Here is a 17,297-nt window from a genome sequence, read left to right as displayed (position 1 = left end):
ACACTAATTAATTATTTCTTAATTGTACAATACAGTTATTGATGGTAAAATAGTAGAATGAAAACCTTGAAGTTTAAGCTATATCAACACAAGCGAAATCGATTTCTCAAGCGGTCAATCAATGCCGCTGGGGTAATTTACAACCATTGTATTGCGCTCCACAAACGCTACTACCGTATGTGGGGCAAGCATTTGAACTGTGCTAAACTTCAAGCTCATATTGCCAAACTACGTAAACGTCAAGAGTTCTGGCAATTGGTTGGTTCTCAAGCTGTGCAAGACATCTGTCAACGTATTGAGCGAGCTTACCAATTGTTTTTCAAGCATCATAATAAAGGAGTTAGACCGCCGAACTTCAAGAAGGTTCGCAAGTACAAATCATTCACTCTCAAGCAAGCTGGGTATAAATTTCTGGGTGGCAATCGAATCAAGATTGGGCAGATAGTTTATCAGTATTGGAATTCCAGAGAGATTGAAGGGAAAGTCAAAACACTAACCATTAAACGCACCCCATTGGGTGAATTGTTTATGGTCGTAGTTGTTGATGATATTGTTGGCTCAAAGGCAAAATTCGAGATGAGTAAAATCGCTGGATTTGACTTCGGCCTCAAAGTATTTCTCACAGTTTCAGATGGCACTCAGATTGAATCACCTCAATTTCTCAGGCAATCTCTCACTGTTATTAAAAAAGCCAATCGTCAACATTCTAAAAAAGTGAAAGGCTCGGCTAACCGTGAAAGAGCTAGAAAAAATTTAGTTCGCAAGTATGAAGACGTTGTAAATCGTCGCTCTGATTGGTTTTGGAAGCTGGCTCATGATTTAACCGATAGGTTTGATATTCTGTGTTTTGAGACATTAAATCTCCAAGGAATGCAACGTCTTTGGGGACGTAAAATTTCTGACTTGGCGTTTGGGGAATTTCTACAAATTATTGAATGGGTTGCCAATAAAAAAGATAAGCAAATCGTTTTTATAGACCAGTGGTATCCATCTAGTAAGACTTGTTCAAACTGTGGACACGTCCTGAAAGAATTGGATTTGTCGGTGAGAGAATGGCGCTGTCCATCCTGTCAATCGATCAATGGACGGGATGAAAATGCTGCCAAGAATATTTGTGCGGTTGGGGCATCAACCGCCCGAGTTAGGTGATGTTAGACAGGCCATGCCTGCAATCGCTGTTTGACCTTAGAATCCCCGCGCGTTTACGCCGGGGAGTATGTCAAAGTACCATTAGGAACTACGCCCAATGTCAAGGCATGACAACCGTTAACTTTGCCTACCTGCACAGGTTGGCTCGGACTTTTGACGTGATGATTGAGGATTTGGTGGAGATTTTGGAAGAATAGCTGAAAGTCCGTGAGTCTTGTAGACTGAGAACGCGCTTTCGGTTTGTATGTCCTATTATATGACGCAATTGCATCAACTGTCAAGCATGGGTTTAGTCAGGCTGAAAATTCGGGAACTGGCGGCTGAGAAAGGCTGGACACTGAAGGAAGTGTCCGATCGTTCTGGGGTAATTTACAGTACAGTCAGAAGCTATGCTCGCCGTCCTGAAATGGCAATGGTTGATTTTACCGCCATCCACAAATTGGCTAGGACTTTTGATGTGATGATTGAGGATTTGGTGGAGATTTTGGAGGAATAGGTCGATCGGCCTTTCCACGTTTCCACTATAAACCCTTGTGTTTCGTCTAGTCAAGACGCGCTTAAGCATTTAGCATCGCAGCTAAAAGCTCAGGTGAAAAGTGCTAAGATTTAATCCAAGTTATTAATCTCCCGTTACCTTTGTGACAATCAAGCAATTTGGTTCGGGGCCTCGGATTCATCTGTGGGATCAATCTAAAATCTAAAATCTAAAATCTAAAATTGGATGACTAGAGCCAGTACCGCCATCGGGGTGAGCCCCATCATCAAGGAACTTGTGCAGAAAAAGGCGCTAGCAACCCGACTAACGCTGAAGGAAATCATCTATGTCGGGATGCTGGCGATTGACGAGTTGGACAAAAAGCGCTTGCAAGAGTTGGCTGACAAGGTGCATCAGATGCAGGTGAATGGTGAAATTTGAGGGGAAAAGCGCGATTCACGCTCGGGATAGCTTTACTTCACCCACTTCGAGTGAAGTAAAGCAAGGGCGCTCCTATGTAATTCGTCTACTGAAACAAATTCTCATTTTTCTACCAATAAATTGGGGTCTTCTTCTCCTCAACAGGAGCGTTCTCCCATCTAGTATTTGTACCCGTTTCGGTGCTCTTAGCCCCACACAGTCTGCTCAAATCAACTATCGTGGTATCGGAGCGCTGATAAAAACAAAAAGGTCGATCGTTGGATTGAGCATGGGGTGGAGCAAAAATAGCAGGCATGGAAAAGCGCTCAGAAGACTGCCTCGGCATTGGGGATACTGGAACTTTCATCTCGGTGGTTGCCTGTGACGGTTTTGCACCGGCTGCGTCGGCCGTTGCCATTCCTGACAGCAGCAGAAATGCAACCGAGAGCAGGAGGAGATTCGAGCGTTTCATATTACTTTTCGACAATCTTGCTTCTGAGACTCTCAACAAATGCCAGGACTTCGGCTTTCTCTGATTGATTGACCCTATTTTTATCGAGAGCTTGGGACACACCATTAGCAAAAGCGTTAAATTCACTGTTCGTTAGACCTCCACCTATTCCACTATGGGAAAGCTTCATAGTCCGCCCTGTATAAACACAAGGTCCCCCTGCCGCTTGGCAGAATTGATCCACTAACAACTGACGCAGCCTCTGTTTTGAGTTTGTGCTCAAGCCAATAAAGTATTTACCAATTAGTTGGTCATTGAATATGAAATTTGCTGCATCATCAATGACTGTTGCGATCGCGTTGTAGCCTCCTAACCTAGTGTAGAGAGATCTTCCTGAAGAACCTTGTGCTATCAGATCTGTAGTTACTTTTTCTGCTGATTCTTGTGCTGACATCACAGGCGTAGAACGAGCGAAACTAGGGCTTAATCTGAAAGTAGTCACAACTATGACTGTGATACAAATTAATGTCAATAACGTTGCCAAAGATTTACTGAGTTTCATTGAAAAATCTCCAATTGTGATGGTAAATTGAATCGTCAGCACTCGGTCATTTACAGAGACATAGGGTTAAAAAGCCAGCAGCCGATGTCTAAGCCAAACTCAACTTAGTCTCTAGCTCGGTGCGACGATGGAGAGCGATCGCTCTCCACATCAATTGATAACTTTACCATCAAATCATCTTACGGTAGAGTTTGTAATATTTCTTAGATAAGTCAGCATTTTTTGAGAGATTGACTTCACATTGTGTTGCATCTTGTCAAAACGCGGTTAAACAAGTTGCATCCCATCTAAAAGCTCAGGTGAAAAGTGCTAAGATTTAATCCAAGTTATTAATCTCCCGTTACCTTTGTGACAATCAAGCAATTTGGTTCGGGGCCTCGGATTCATCTGTGGGATCAATCTAAAATCTAAAATCTAAAATCTAAAATTGGATGACTAGAGCCAGTACCGCCATCGGGGTGAGCCCCATCATCAAGGAACTTGTGCAGAAAAAGGCGCTAGCAACCCGACTAACGCTGAAGGAAATCATCTATGTCGGGATGCTGGCGATTGACGAGTTGGACAAAAAGCGCTTGCAAGAGTTGGCTGACAAGGTGCATCAGATGCAGGTGAATGGGGAGATTTGAGGGGTTGAGGGCGATTCACGCTGGGGATAGCTTCGCTTCACGGGATTTTTGTGAGGTGAGGGAGAATGGCGATTGAGTCTGCTCTGACAGGATTGTTGTGCCACTGTCAAGGATTGTAGTCCATGAAGCTCTGGTATCTCAAGCCAATCCAATCACCCTGTGCGGTACAGCCAAACTGGTATCCGCATCCAACATCCCAAAAGCAAAACATATATTGTTTTTGGTGTTGCAGGTATTCATGCACTAACTGATTAGCAGGTTCCTCCTCAGAAAAGTCATGATAATTTATGTTGAAATAGTAAATGTCATCATCCAAAAACTTGCCTACCTTCATAGCTTTTTCAATTGCTGTAGCTTCCTCAGAAGCTGCTGTACAAAAAATCTGATGATGGTGGCTGTATTCGTTGTAGTAACCAGTCACTTGAATAGGTTTAAATTTTGCAATAATTTTGCAAATTTTATCATGTAAATCTTGTGTTACCAAGTTTGGTGAGTCACAGGAAGTTAGTGACGCGAAAGCTGGATGATATGATAACTCGTATCGATTCCAAACTCGATCCGGAACGGTAGGAGCAAGACAAATCCAGTCCGAATCAGGAGTTTGACCAACAATTATATAAATCTTAAATTCGCCCGACCCCCGACGAGCGTTGAGGCTACTTTGAATACTCCTCAAACTGTAAACTTTAAGATTCTGCAAACTATTTTTTAAGAAGTATGCTAAAGCATTGTAATACTTGAAATGCTGTGATTGTAAATATGGATTCCAGGATTTATCTTCACGTTTGCGTCGAGGTGGTGCGTATTCATAGCCCGGATATTCCTTTGGGTCAACTGGCAATCCACGTCGCTCGATCGCTTTCCACGCTGTAATAGCTCGATCGAGGTCTGCAAGCTGAACAAACCCTTCTGAGACTAACAGATTCCAGGCATTCAAGCTTCCTCTACGCTCTGTATCCCACCAAAACGGGTTCAAACTTTTCGCATACTGTTTGAACTTGTTGATGAGTTGCTCTGTCGTTGAGTGCATATCATTGTCTAAATTTGAAAATCATACATTAAATGCTATTAAAGATAGGGAATACGATCGCCCTCTTACTCGTGCTTGACAGATTCACCCAAGTGCTTCGCCTTCTCGCGTCGGCGAACATTAATCGGACTGTTGCGAATATCAGCCTCTACCTTAGCAATCAATTCATCCAGCGCCATAGTCAGCGCGTCAAGCTGTTGGCCAGTTTCACGCAACCGAGCGACGGTTCGCTTAACTTTCTCCGGGTCGGGAAGTTGTACTGTTTGAGTCATGATAAGTTCAAATCTGCTTTAGATTCTCGAATGCTGACCTGTGCACCAGCAATTGTAGCTTGTGCTTGTTCCATAGTTCGGTTTAATAACTCTAGTGTATCAGCGTCAGCCACAGGTTGAGCCTCAGCTATTCGCAGTAACAACGTACAAAAACGAGAGTAAGGATTTCTCAGGCGTTCTGTAATATTTTGAAGCTGCTCCAGAGCCTCAATGGTTGCCTCAGCCTGGCCAAATTGTTCGAGAATAGTAAATTCGGCTGCTTTAGCAGTATCAATTGTGTCCAAAAGCCTCGCCTGCAAATCCAAAACTATGCTTGTGGTTTCCTGCGGTAACTTCGCCATAAAAAATTTTTTTCACTCTCAACAATTAACCAACATATCAAAAAAAATCCCCCGCCAGAAGGCAGGGGATTTCATTTAATTACCTAGAAACCAGAGTTCAGAGTTACCCGAATTTCCCGGCCGTCGAGGCAATTACAAAAGCCGCGTAAGTGAGGATGTATCCCACAGTAAAGTGAGCCAGACCAACAACACGACCTTGGATGATGGACAAAGCAACAGGCTTGTCTTTCCAGCGAACCAAGTTAGCCAAAGGAGTGCGCTCGTGAGCCCAAACCAAAGTCTCGATCAACTCTTGCCAGTAACCTCTCCAAGAGATCAGGAACATGAAACCAGTTGCCCAAACAAGGTGTCCGAATAAGAACATCCAAGACCAGACAGACAAGTTGTTAGTACCATACGGGTTGTAACCGTTGATCAACTGAGCGGAATACAGCCAGAGGTAATCGCGGAACCAGCCCATCAGGTAGGTAGAAGACTCATTGAACTGAGCCACGTTACCTTGCCAGATGCCCAGATGCTTCCAGTGCCAGTAGAACGTTACCCAACCCAGAGTGTTGAGCATCCAGAACATAGCGAGGAAGAAAGAGTCCCAAGCAGAGATGTCGCAAGTACCGCCACGGCCGGGGCCGTCGCAGGGGAAAGCATAACCGAAGTCTTTCTTGTCCGGCATCAGCTTAGTACCGCGAGAGTCGAGAGCTCCCTTGACCAAGATCAATGTGGTGGTGTGCAAGCCTAGTGCGATCGCGTGGTGAACCAAGAAATCGCCAGGTCCGATCGCCAAGAACAGAGAATTAGTACCGTTGTTAATCCCGTCCAACCAGCCTGGGAGCCACACGTTAGCGTAGTTCGGCCAAGCGGTAGAAGCAATGCTGTCAGGGTTGGAAAGTAGCACGTCCATGCCGTACAGAGCCTTCCCGTGAGCAGCTTGGATGAACTGTGCGAACACTGGTTCAATCAAGATTTGCTTTTCAGGAGTTCCGAAAGCAACTACAACGTCATTGTGAACGTACAAGCCGAGAGTGTGGAAGCCCAAGAACAGCGACACCCAGCTCAAGTGAGAGATAATCGCTTCTTTGTGCTGCAACACGCGATCGAGCACGTTGCCTTTATTAGCTTCAGGATCGTAGTCCCGCACCAAGAAGATAGCTCCGTGGGCGAAAGCGCCGACCATGATGAAACCAGCAATGTACTGGTGGTGCGTGTACAGCGCAGCCTGAGTCGTGAAGTCCTTACCTATGAAAGCGTAGGGAGGCATCGCGTACATGTGCTGTGCTACCAGCGAGGTAATCACGCCCAAAGCAGCAAGGTGAAATGCCAGTTGGAAGTGGAGCGAGTTGTTGTAGGTTTCGTAAAGGCCTTGGTGAGGCAGGTTGAACTGACCTTCACTCTTGCCGCCTACTAAACCAGCCTTAGAATCCAACATCTCTTTGATGCTGTGACCGATACCGAAGTTAGTCCGGTACATATGACCGGCAACGATAAACAGAACTGCGATCGCCAAGTGGTGGTGAGCGATGTCTGTCAGCCACAGGGATTCTGTCTGAGGGTGGAAGCCGCCCAAGAAAGTCAGAATTGCGGTTCCCGCGCCTTCGGAGGTACCGAAGACATGGTTCGCTGCATCTGGATTCTCGGCGTATACGCCCCAGTTACCAGTGAAGAACGGAGCCAAACCGGCCGGGTGAGGCGGGGTAGACAGGAAGTTGTCCCAACCTACGTGCTGTCCGCGAGATTCGGGGATAGCAACGTGAACCATGTGACCAGTCCAAGCCAAAGAGCTGACACCGAACAAACCAGCCAAGTGGTGGTTGAGGCGAGATTCAGCATTTTTGAACCAAGACAAGCTCGGGCGGTACTTGGGCTGGAGGTGCAACCAACCTGCGAACAGGAAGACGGCAGCCAGCAGCAGCAAGAAGATAGCTCCTTGATACAGGTCGGCGTTTGTCCGAATCCCTTGGGTGAACCACCAATGGTAGACACCAGAGTAAGAGATATCCACCGGGTTAGAAGCGCCCCCTTGAGTGAAAGCTTCTACTGCTGGAGCGCCGAATTGCGGGTCCCAAATCGCGTGAGCGATCGGGCGGACGTTTAGGGGGTCTTTAATCCACTGTTCAAAGTTACCTTGCCATGCTACGTGGAACAGGCTGCCCGAAGTCCACAAGAAAATGATTGCTACGTGGCCGAAGTGAGAAGCAAAAATCTTTTGGTAAAGATTTTCTTCGGTCATGCCGTCGTGGCTTTCAAAGTCGTGCGCTGTGGCAATCCCGTACCAGATCCGCCTTGTGGTCGGGTCTTGGGCAAGGTCTTGGCTAAATTTTGGAAATTTCGTTGCCATAAGCCTTGATTAATCCTGAATCCTGAACAAAATTGAAGGGATTCGGTTCGGAGTTTGGATTCAGAGTTTGAGATTCCTCCCAAATCCCGAATCCAAAACCTAGGGGTAGTTTACCCTACCGAAATGATTCGCGCTAGGAAAAATGCCCACGTAGTGACAATTCCTCCCAGGAGGTAGTGAGCTACACCCACAGCCCGACCCTGAATAATGCTCAGAGCGCGAGGCTGAATCGAGGGAGCTACCTTGAGCTTGTTGTGAGCCCAAACAATGGATTCAATCAGTTCTTGCCAGTAGCCGCGGCCGCTGAACAGGAACATCAAGCTGAAGGCGAAGACGAAGTGTCCGGCTAGGAACATCAGACCGTATGCCGACAGTGCCGAACCGTAGGACTGAATTACCTGAGAAGCTTGCGCCCACAGGAAGTCCCGCAGCCAGCCGTTAATCGTGATCGCACTTTGTGCGAAATTGCCGCCGGTGATATGAGAAATTGTGCCGTCTGGCGATACTGTTCCCCACACGTCCGACTGCATTTTCCAGCTAAAGTGGAAAATCACGACCGAGATGCAGTTGTACATCCAGAACAAGCCGAGGAACACGTGATCCCAACCCGAAACTTGGCAGGTACCGCCACGGCCGGGGCCGTCGCAAGGGAACCGGAAGCCCAAGTTGCCTTTGTCAGGAATCAAGCGAGAACTGCGTGCAAACAACACGCCCTTCAAGAGAATCAGGACTGTAACGTGAATGGTGAAAGCGTGGATGTGGTGGATCATGAAGTCCGCCGTACCCAACTCGATCGGCATCATCGCTACTTTGTTGCCCACTACTACTGCACCGCCACCAAAAGCGTGGCTGACGATTTCCATAGCATTAGGCGCTGTTGTGCCCGGAGCCAAGGCGTGGATGTTTTGCACCCACTGGGCAAATATCGGACGCAACTGAATCCCAGTATCCGAGAACAAATCTTGAGGACGACCGAAAGCCCGCATCGTGTCGTTGTGAACGTACAAACCGAAGCTGTGGAAGCCCAAGAAGATGCACACCCAGTTCAGGTGGGAAATGATCGCATCTCTATGACGGATCACGCGATCGAGCAGGTTGTTGACGTTGCCGCTCGGCTCGTAGTCGCGCACCATGAATATTGCCCCGTGAGCGGCTCCTCCAACGATCAGGAATCCGCCGATCCACATGTGGTGGGTGAAGATGGACAACTGAGTCGGGTAGTCGGTCGCGATGTACGGATACGGAGGCATCGCGTACATGTGGTGAGCCACGATGATGCTCAGAGAGCCCATCAGTGCCAAGTTAATCGCCAGTTGCGCGTGCCAAGAAGTAGTCAGGATTTCATAGAGTCCTTTGTGGCCTTCTCCGGTGAACGGGCCTTTGTGGTTCTCCAGGATTTCCTTCATGCTGTGGCCGATGCCCCAGTTCGTCCGGTACATATGACCGGCGACGATGAACAGCACTGCCAAAGCTAAGTGGTGGTGAGCTGAATCAGTCAGCCACAAACCGCCTGTGGTGGGGTTCAGACCGCCTTTGAAGGTCAGGAAGTCTGTGTATGCGCCCCAGTTGAGGGTGAAGAAAGGCGTTAGACCTTTTGCGAAGCTCGGGTAGATGTCAGCCATCAAGCCCGGCGTCAAAATCCACTCGTGTGGCAGGGGGATGTCCGCAACTGTTTTTATCAGCTTGCCGCCGACTGTCAGCGGTGCGCCTGCATCGATCGCGTCCATGCAAGCGTTTATCGGCAGCGAAACGTGAATTTGCTGTCCCGCGTAGCCCAAGCAGCCGCAGCCCAACAACACAGCCAAGTGGTGGTTCATCATCGATTCCACGTTCTGGAACCATTCCAGTTTCGGAGCGCGGACGTGATAGTGGAACCAACCGGCAAACAGCATCAAAGCTGCCATTACCAAGGCGCCGATCGCAGTGCAATATAGCTGGTATGAGTTAGTGATGCCGTTGGCGTGCCACCACTGGAACAGACCAGAGGTGATCTGAATCCCGCGGAAGCCGCCGCCTACATCTGCATTTAAAATTTCTTGACCAAAAATCGGCCAGACCACTTGAGCGCTGGGCTTGATGCCTGTAGGGTTCGTCAGCCAAGCTTCGTAGTTGGAAAACTTCGCGCCGTGAAAGTACGCGCCGCTGATCCACACGAAGATTACTGCCAAGTGGCCGAAGTGAGCGCTAAAGATTTTGCGCGAAACGTCTTCTAAGTCGCTGGTGTGACTGTCAAAGTCGTGAGCGTTAGCGTGGAGGTTCCAAATCCAAGTGGTGGTTTTTGGCCCCTTAGCTAGAGTGCGATCGAAATGACCTGGTTTTGACCACTTCTCGAAGGAAGTTGGAACCGGATTCTTATCGACTACTACCCTAACTTTTGCCTCTCGCTCTGGAGGACTAATGGTCATGAAGACTCTCCTCTCGGTAAGACAAGGAACGAGAAATGAATACTGTATCTGACACTCCCCGCGCTTAATTAGGCGGGGGATTCTCGGTTACCCGAAACAGCTTGCATTTCACTCATTGAAGAGTTATATGCAGGTGCATCGTTTCCCCAAGCATTTTGCTTCTTTAAAGAAGCCAGTTCCCCAGTGTCGCTAACAATGTCCCTGGGTACTGCCAACTCTTCTCGTCAGATGAACTGCCGGTCGCGTCCTTGATTTAGGTTTGATCCGGCTGCTCCTTTTGAGGGAGTTTTATGAATTATAAGCCTGCTCTGAGGAGTATTAATCGCTTGTTAACAATACTTAAAAAAGCCTCAATTCTTGATGTAATAACCGTTTTAATTTCCACAGCCCGCAGAAAAAGTCAAGGGGTAGTGCCATTAACTTTACAAAACTCAAAGATAAGGTAATGGAGGAATACTCATTTATAGAGAGATTTTTCGGAAAACTGGTGCGGGAGTTATGAGTCGGATCGGGTTGGTTGCCCGACGTGCCTGAATCCGGGGCAGACTGGCCTGCTCAATTCCCGATCGGCAATTCCCCAATACTAAATTCAGTTTTGGGCTATAGTTCCCTATGAGAAGGCTTCTAGGAGTATGGTTGCGTGATTGGCATCAATTGGCACAGAACGGTTGCGAGCAGGCTGCTGGCATTATTCGCAGCAGCAATATTAATTTTGGGTTTAGCAAGTTGTGGCGCGGGCCCTCGGGAATTGCCCAACTCAGGGAACAAGAGCGGCTCAGCTCCCGCCCCGGTAAACAGAATCTCAGAGGTTTCTCCCCCAGAAGCCATTCAACAACTGCGTCAGGCTCAAGAAGTCTACCAGCCTCAAATAAGTATTTTGAATCCAAAACCTGACGAAGTGCTTCAGGATATAAATGTGTCCGTTAAGTTCCAAGTCAAGGACTTCCCCATTTTCAAAGAGGCAAACTTGGGTTTGGGCCCCCACCTGCAAGTTTTATTAGACAACCAACCTTACACAACAGTTTACGACATCAACCAGCCTGTAACGCTCTCGGACTTAGAACCCGGAACCCATACCCTGCGGGTGTTCGCCGCTCGCCCTTGGGAAGAAAGCTTTAAAAACGAAGGTGCCCTCGCCCAAACCACCTTTCACATTTTTACCAAAACAGAGGACAACAATCCCGATCGAGCATTGCCCCTATTAACGTACAACAGCCCCCAGGGCAGCTACGGCGCAGAACCGATCCTGCTCGACTTTTACCTGACAAATGCCCCGTTGCACCAAGTGGCTCAAGAAAATTCCCAAGATGAAATACTCGACTGGAAAATTCGAGCCACAGTTAACGGCGAAAGCTTTGCGATCGACCAGTGGCAACCTATATATCTTAAAGGATTCAAACCCGGCAAAAACTGGGTACAGCTAGAATTAATCGACGAACGGGGAAATACCGTCAAAAACGCCTTTAACAATACAGTCAGACTGATAGATTACCAACCGCAGGGGCAAGACACTCTTTCAAAATTAGTGCGAGGTGAGCTAAGCGTAGCAGATGCTCGCGGTACAGTCGATCGCACCTACCAAGCCCCCAAGCCCGCACCAACGCCAACCCCCGAACCGACACCGACACCGACACCGACACCTGCATTAGAAAAAACACCAGTAGCCGAACCCTCACCAGCGGTTCCAGAAACCCCAGTTACCGAACCCAGCTTAGAGCCACAAGTTGCTCCGAAAGTTGCTCCCGTTCAAACAATAGAACCAACACCCACAGCAACCCCGCAACTCGAAGCGCCAAAAATTGTAGAACCAGTTCAAATAATAGAACCGACACCGACAGCAACACCGCCACTCGAAGCGCCAAAAATTGTAGAACCAGTTCAAATAATAGAACCGACACCGACAGCAACACCCCAGTTAGAAACCCCCAAAGTTGTTGTACCAGTTAAAATAATAGAACCGAAACCAACAGCATCTCCCCAAGCACAGAAACAGGAATATAAAGGATACTACAATCGGTTCCGCAACTTTTTGCGTCAAGAGCCAGAACCCGCTAATCCTTCAGAGCCGCCAACCCTGCCAGAAATAACAGACAAAGCACCAGTACCAAAAGTAGTCGCTCCTGCGATACCAGAAGAGTCTCCCAATCTGGTAGCACCAGCGCCCTCGGTTGTCGCTCCCAAAAGCGCCGAATTAGCCCTTCCCGAAAAAACAGTTTCAGAACCAGAAAACCCGCCCAAATCCGAACAAAAAGTCGAATTTGAAACCTAACAAAAAATTTCTGCATTCATCAGCGTACCCTTCGGGAAGGCTTCGCCTACATCCGCGTAAATCCGCCTACATCTGCGGTCAAAAAACACAAACCAGGAGAAACGAAAATGACCTATCTCGAAACAGCAGCCAAATTCTACAGCGACGTTGCCGAAACCCCCCAAATCGGACTTTGCTGCGTCCAAACCAGTCCATTGCAACTGCCAGGATTAAAAATTCCCGAACAAATGCAAGAAATGAATTACGGCTGCGGCACAACCGTTCATGCCGCCGAACTTGTCGGCAATCCAGTCGTGCTTTATGTAGGAGTCGGCGGCGGCTTGGAAGCACTGCAATTTGCTTATTTTTCTCGGCACAAAGGAGCGGTGATTGCCGTCGATCCGGTTCCAGCAATGCGAGACGCGGCTGCGCGCAACTTGCAAATTGCCGCCCACGAAAATGATTGGTTTGATGCGAGTTTTGTGGAAATTATAGAAGGCGATGCTTTTGCGTTGCCGGTACCGGATGCTTCTGTCGATGTTGTCGCACAAAATTGCTTGTTTAATATCTTTGAACCTGCAGATTTAGCCGCAGCATTAAAAGAAACTTATCGGGTTTTGAAGCCCGGGGGCCGGTTGTTGATGAGCGATCCGATCGCAACTCGGCCAATTCCGCAGCATTTGAAAGAAGACCAACGCTTGCGGGCCTTGTGTTTGTCGGGTGCTCTGACATATGCAGAATACGTTCAACACCTTGTAGACGTGGGTTTTGGGCAAGTGGAAGTTCGGGCGCGCCGTCCTTACCGGCTGCTGGACAAACACAATTACAAATTGGATGCGGATTTGCTGTTAGAAAGCCTCGATACAGTGTCTTTTAAAGTGGACATTCCCCCGGACGGCGCTTGCGTTTTTACTGGCAAGACGGCGATTTATGCGGGGTCTGAAGAGCTGTTTGATGACGGGGCGGGTCACGTTTTGCAGCGGGGAGTTCCGGCGGCGGTGTGCGATAAAACGGCTGGGAAGTTGGGGGGATTGATGCCGGATAAGGTGTTGATTACTGATTCGACTTGGCATTATAACGGCGGCGGTTGCTGTTAGGTGAAAGAGTAAAGAGTCGGATTTTAAATATTTAGATTCCTGTAGGGGCGGGTTCACTCTTAGACTGTAGCTTGTAGCGCAAATATTAATAAACCCGCCCCGCCCCAATGCCAGAACTAGACCATCAATCTGCTATTTCCTAGCATTAATCCCCGGAATAAGAGAAGAGGGGGGGTTTATTTTGCTTATTTGTGGGAGGCAAATATTTTTGGTGAACCCGCCCCTACAGCGATATGTTTAATTTCCAACTAATATTATAGAAAGGACGAGGCAGAGACTCGCGGCCGGCATTACCAGAAAGAATTGGTTTAAAGCCCCAAGCCCCGAGATCCCTTGAGAAATTAAAAGAAGACTATTCATTACTCCAATCCTCGGACTTCCAGGTAGAGGTCGCCCCCCGTGCGGTCAACTGTCAACTGTCAACTGTCAACTGTCAACTGTCAACTGAACAGGCTCTGCCTGGAAGTCGAAAAGTCTAACCTGACACCCGCTCGCAAGCAACAATATCGTGGTGATTGTCCCATCCTTTTTCTAAAAATAATAGTTTCCGAAGATTGGGTATTGCTTCTAAATGCGAATTTACCCAAGCTGACGAAGATACAGAAATGCCATAGTTTGAAGCGCCATCATAATCTTGATAACCGAAGCCTTGACGCTGATAATTATTTAGTATCGCAGTCACTTTATGCGGTGGCAGCCCATAATTATGACCGCTTTTGAAGCAGTCAGCAACATAACGGCCGTGTACTGAAAAAACTACAATTCCTCCTATAGTTAAATGTTCGTAAAAAAACTTTAAAAATCCCGGCCAATATTTTGAGTCTAAATGAGTCAGTAAAGAGCCGCACCAAATTACGTCAAATTGGCGGTCTATTTTTATGCGTTCGGGATTGCGATCCGAGTAAACTGGAATCGAATTAAATACCTCGGCACAAAAATCAACAGCTTTTCGATCCAAGTCGCAGGCTGTAATCTCAGCATTCGGAAAAGCTGCCTTAAGTGTCCTCAATACCCTGCCGTGTCCGCAAGGAAAGTCCAGAATTGCGATCGACGAGTCAGACTTAGACGCAGCCAGCATGGCTAAGCGCACAGATTTTAAAGCTGAACATCCGACTCCATAATAGTGTGCATCTCCATTGGGTACATACATCGAATCCTCTGGAGAAATGCGTTTGATAATATTAGTTGGTTGCTGTTCCAACAAGTTTTTAAGTTCCAGCATTGCACCCGACCTCTATTTATTAAGCCAACCTATTGTATCTTGGAAGTTGACTAGGTTGAGGAGGGTACTGGCCAAGCTTTGTGACGGTCATTCTCAGGCGTTTTTGGGCAACGAATGCAGTCCCGGACGCATTCTTGGTTGACAACCCGGTCGATCGCCAGTATTTGGTGCTCAGGGAGAGGATTTTGGACTGTTGGGGGTTTTTTGACCGAGCGCCTTAGACTCAAAACTCCCGTGCGATCGCCCCCTCCCCTTGCTCTTGTGGCACAGGCGTCTCGCCTGTGCCCTCAAGCGGTTCCCTCCCTTAACCTCCCATTTCCCCCATCCGGCGAAACTTCCCGCTAAATTAAAGAAGGTAAAAAATCATTCAGACCCCACCAAGGAGATGCCATGCCTCGCGTCAGAGCACCAGAATTCCCCGGAAACTACCCCTGGCTGAACACCGAGAAACCTTTATCCATTGAATCCTTAAAAGGGCGCGTCGTCCTCCTGGACTTCTGGACGTACTGCTGCATCAACTGCTTGCACGTCTTCCCCGACTTAAAATACCTGGAACAAAAATATAAAGATTCCCTGACTGTCATCGGCGTTCACTCGGCTAAATTTGAAAACGAAAAAGATGTAGAAAACATCCGCCAAGCTATCCTCCGCTACGATATCGAACATCCGGTAATCGTAGACAGCGGCATGAAAGTTTGGCAAAGCTACGCCGTTCGCGCTTGGCCGACTTTAATGGTGATCGATCCGGAAAGTTATGTCATCGGCTTTGTTTCCGGCGAGGGCAATAGAGAAGCACTTGACCAGTTAGTTGGTAAGTTAATTGCTGAATACAAAGATAAAAATGCGATCGACTTTAAGGAACTTCGTTTCAGCTTAGAAAAACAGCGCAAACCTCTATCAACGCCGCTGGCTTTTCCCGGTAAAGTGCTGGCATTTGCCATCACTGCAACGGAGGCAAAAAAGCTTCACCAACAAATCGCGCTTTTGGGCGAAATGACTGAGGATAATGAATCTGTAGATGAAATTGTATTGCCGGGGCCTGCTAACTCGGTTCAACAAAACTTGGTAGGTTCTTGCTTGTTTATTGCGGATTCTGGACACAACCGGATTGTTGTGAGCACTACTGAAGGCGAGGTGCTGCACGTCATCGGTACGGGGAAACCGGGTTTAACTGATGGCAACTTTGAAGAAGCTGAGTTTTTTGCACCTCAAGGTATGGCTTTTGATGCAGAAAGTCAAATTCTCTATGTTGCGGATACGGAAAATCACGCTCTCAGACAGATTGATTTTACGACTCAGAAAGTTGAAACTATTGCTGGTACTGGCGAACAAAGTCACGACATTGCACCCCGCAGCGGCAAGGGTTTAGAAACGCCATTGAATTCGCCTTGGGATTTAGAAAGGGTGGGAAATAGACTTTTTATCGCCATGGCGGGTTCGCACCAAGTTTGGGAGATGCAGTTAGATACGGGTACGATCGCGACTTATGCGGGTATTGGCCGAGAATCCTGTGTTGACGGGAGTCTTGCAGAATCTGCTTTTTCTCAGCCCAGCGGCCTGGCTACGGATCGATCGGAGTTGTTTGTTGCTGACAGCGAAATTAGTTCGATCCGGGCTGTGGGTATCGATGAAGATCCGAAGGTGCGCACTGTCTGCGGTAGCGGTGAATTGTTTGGTTTTGGGGATAAGGATGGTCGCGGTGAAGAGGTCAGGTTGCAGCACTGTTTGGGTGTTGAATACGCTCAAAATTACCTCTGGGTGGCTGATACTTACAATCACAAAATTAAGCGGATCGACCACCGGGGCGGTACTTGCATGACGATGATTGGAGATGGTACAGCGGGTTTGGTTGATGCTAAAGGTCTCAAGGCTCGATTTTTTGAACCTTCAGGGTTGAGCGCGATCGGGTCTCATTTGTTTGTTGCTGATACGAACAATCACGTGATTCGGCGAGTTGAGTTGGATACTTTGGAAGTTACAACTTTGGATTTTCACGGTTTGTGCGCGCCGGATGTTTGTCTTCCTGATTGATCCAAAAGGTTGGTAGTGAGGACTTCAGTCCTCTTGAATTTTAGAGGACTGAAGTCCTCACTAGGAACTAATTATCAGGTGCTCTACTACTTACGGTGCCTAGGAAATAATTAGGGTTTCCCTCACTCCACATCTAGTCACTCTCAGCAATCAACTTTTGTGCGTATCCATTGTGTTCCCAAGCACCTGTCACACAACCAACTATTCCTACAACCAAAACACCCAGGACAGGGATTTTTTGTGATTTCTTGAATTCGGTAATTTGATGGCAGCAACAATTCCCTGTCGTTACCAGTCTTGCCCAATGTTCGCAATTGAATCGATAGAGTTCATATTGCCAGCATTCGTGAAATTCTGCCACAGAAATATGCAATGCTTTGTTGATGCGTTCCTTTTGCCGATATGATATCCATTTGGCAGTTTGAAATCTATGCCAATCAATTTGCCAAATTGCTAATCGTCCTGTATCTCTTTGGCGATTGCTATGAATTGGTTCCCATGCGATAGATTCGCAATCGTTGAGTTGTACTGAATAATGCAAGATATTGGGCTGGTGAATGTCGCGATGATGGAGTAATTTTCCGTAATCTGGATGATGGAAATTATTGTTAATTAAATCGTGAAAATTAGACATAA

The 17,297-nt window shown here is 47.5% G+C and carries 16 protein-coding genes; 7 read left to right on the top strand and 9 right to left on the bottom strand.

Features of this window, described 5'->3' with window-relative positions:
• Positions 1-57: 57 nt before the first annotated feature.
• The 3 genes from QUB63_RS32160 (at position 58) to QUB63_RS32150 (ending at position 2,065) form a co-directional block, all read left to right on the top strand.
• Entirely contained in the window at positions 58-1,149 is a 1,092-nt protein-coding gene (locus tag QUB63_RS32160; RefSeq protein WP_332949439.1) for an RNA-guided endonuclease InsQ/TnpB family protein, read from the top strand.
• Between the two features lie 283 nt (positions 1,150-1,432).
• Positions 1,433-1,645: a helix-turn-helix domain-containing protein gene (locus QUB63_RS32155; protein WP_332949454.1), complete on the top strand. Its 213-nt coding sequence runs from the start codon at positions 1,433-1,435 to the stop codon at positions 1,643-1,645.
• 225 nt (positions 1,646-1,870) lie between these two features.
• On the top strand, positions 1,871-2,065 hold the full coding sequence (locus QUB63_RS32150; RefSeq protein WP_332949435.1) for a hypothetical protein: 195 nt from the start codon (positions 1,871-1,873) through the stop codon (positions 2,063-2,065).
• A 109-nt stretch (positions 2,066-2,174) separates the two neighbouring features.
• Here QUB63_RS32150 and QUB63_RS32145 read toward each other — a convergent pair whose 3' ends face one another.
• Both QUB63_RS32145 and QUB63_RS32140 read right to left on the bottom strand, forming a co-directional pair.
• Positions 2,175-2,516 carry a hypothetical protein gene (locus tag QUB63_RS32145; RefSeq protein ID WP_332949438.1) on the bottom strand — a complete coding sequence of 114 codons (342 nt, stop codon included), beginning with the start codon at positions 2,514-2,516 and terminating at the stop codon, positions 2,175-2,177.
• 1 nt (position 2,517) lies between these two features.
• On the bottom strand, positions 2,518-3,099 hold the full coding sequence (locus QUB63_RS32140) for a group I truncated hemoglobin (protein ID WP_332949437.1): 582 nt from the start codon (positions 3,097-3,099) through the stop codon (positions 2,518-2,520).
• Between the two features lie 389 nt (positions 3,100-3,488).
• Here QUB63_RS32140 and QUB63_RS32135 point away from each other — a divergent pair, with 389 nt between their 5' ends.
• Positions 3,489-3,683, top strand: coding sequence for a hypothetical protein (locus QUB63_RS32135; protein WP_332949435.1), 195 nt, complete (start codon positions 3,489-3,491; stop codon positions 3,681-3,683).
• Positions 3,684-3,789: 106 nt separating this feature from the next.
• On the opposite strand, the gene QUB63_RS32130 is transcribed toward QUB63_RS32135, so the two are convergent.
• The 5 genes from QUB63_RS32130 to psaA all read right to left on the bottom strand — a co-directional run bounded on the left by QUB63_RS32130 (position 3,790) and on the right by psaA (position 10,063).
• Positions 3,790-4,713 carry a hypothetical protein gene (locus tag QUB63_RS32130; protein ID WP_332949434.1) on the bottom strand — a complete coding sequence of 308 codons (924 nt, stop codon included), beginning with the start codon at positions 4,711-4,713 and terminating at the stop codon, positions 3,790-3,792.
• A 65-nt stretch (positions 4,714-4,778) separates the two neighbouring features.
• Positions 4,779-4,985: a hypothetical protein gene (locus QUB63_RS32125; protein WP_332949433.1), complete on the bottom strand. Its 207-nt coding sequence runs from the start codon at positions 4,983-4,985 to the stop codon at positions 4,779-4,781.
• Positions 4,982-5,326 (bottom strand): hypothetical protein, encoded by a 345-nt coding sequence (locus tag QUB63_RS32120; protein WP_332949432.1) that lies wholly within the window; start codon positions 5,324-5,326, stop codon positions 4,982-4,984. Before QUB63_RS32120 ends, QUB63_RS32125 begins: the two co-directional genes overlap by 4 nt.
• Positions 5,327-5,429: 103 nt before the next feature.
• Positions 5,430-7,658 (bottom strand): photosystem I core protein PsaB, encoded by a 2,229-nt coding sequence (psaB, locus tag QUB63_RS32115; protein WP_332949431.1) that lies wholly within the window; start codon positions 7,656-7,658, stop codon positions 5,430-5,432.
• A 110-nt stretch (positions 7,659-7,768) separates the two neighbouring features.
• Positions 7,769-10,063, bottom strand: coding sequence for a photosystem I core protein PsaA (gene psaA, locus QUB63_RS32110; protein WP_332949430.1), 2,295 nt, complete (start codon positions 10,061-10,063; stop codon positions 7,769-7,771).
• Between the two features lie 640 nt (positions 10,064-10,703).
• On the opposite strand from psaA, the gene QUB63_RS32105 reads away from it, so the two are divergent.
• Together QUB63_RS32105 and arsM are read left to right on the top strand one after the other, a co-directional pair.
• Positions 10,704-12,332, top strand: coding sequence for a hypothetical protein (locus QUB63_RS32105; protein WP_332949429.1), 1,629 nt, complete (start codon positions 10,704-10,706; stop codon positions 12,330-12,332).
• Between the two features lie 107 nt (positions 12,333-12,439).
• Positions 12,440-13,408, top strand: coding sequence for an arsenosugar biosynthesis arsenite methyltransferase ArsM (gene arsM / locus QUB63_RS32100; RefSeq protein WP_332949428.1), 969 nt, complete (start codon positions 12,440-12,442; stop codon positions 13,406-13,408).
• A 475-nt stretch (positions 13,409-13,883) separates the two neighbouring features.
• Here the strand turns inward: arsM and QUB63_RS32095 are convergent, their stop codons facing one another.
• Entirely contained in the window at positions 13,884-14,630 is a 747-nt protein-coding gene (locus tag QUB63_RS32095) for a class I SAM-dependent methyltransferase (RefSeq protein ID WP_332949427.1), read from the bottom strand.
• A gap of 390 nt (positions 14,631-15,020) precedes the next feature.
• Here QUB63_RS32095 and QUB63_RS32090 point away from each other — a divergent pair, with 390 nt between their 5' ends.
• Positions 15,021-16,661, top strand: coding sequence for a thioredoxin-like domain-containing protein (locus QUB63_RS32090; protein ID WP_332949425.1), 1,641 nt, complete (start codon positions 15,021-15,023; stop codon positions 16,659-16,661).
• A 133-nt stretch (positions 16,662-16,794) separates the two neighbouring features.
• Here the strand turns inward: QUB63_RS32090 and QUB63_RS32085 are convergent, their stop codons facing one another.
• Complete coding sequence (locus tag QUB63_RS32085) at positions 16,795-17,295, bottom strand: hypothetical protein (protein ID WP_332949424.1); 501 nt, start codon at positions 17,293-17,295, stop codon at positions 16,795-16,797.
• Positions 17,296-17,297: the final 2 nt, after the last annotated feature.

This window comes from Microcoleus sp. ARI1-B5 (assembly GCF_036705795.1).
Taxonomy (GTDB): Bacteria; Cyanobacteriota; Cyanobacteriia; order Cyanobacteriales; family Microcoleaceae; genus Microcoleus.
This window is presented reverse-complemented; position numbering and strand designations above follow the sequence as displayed.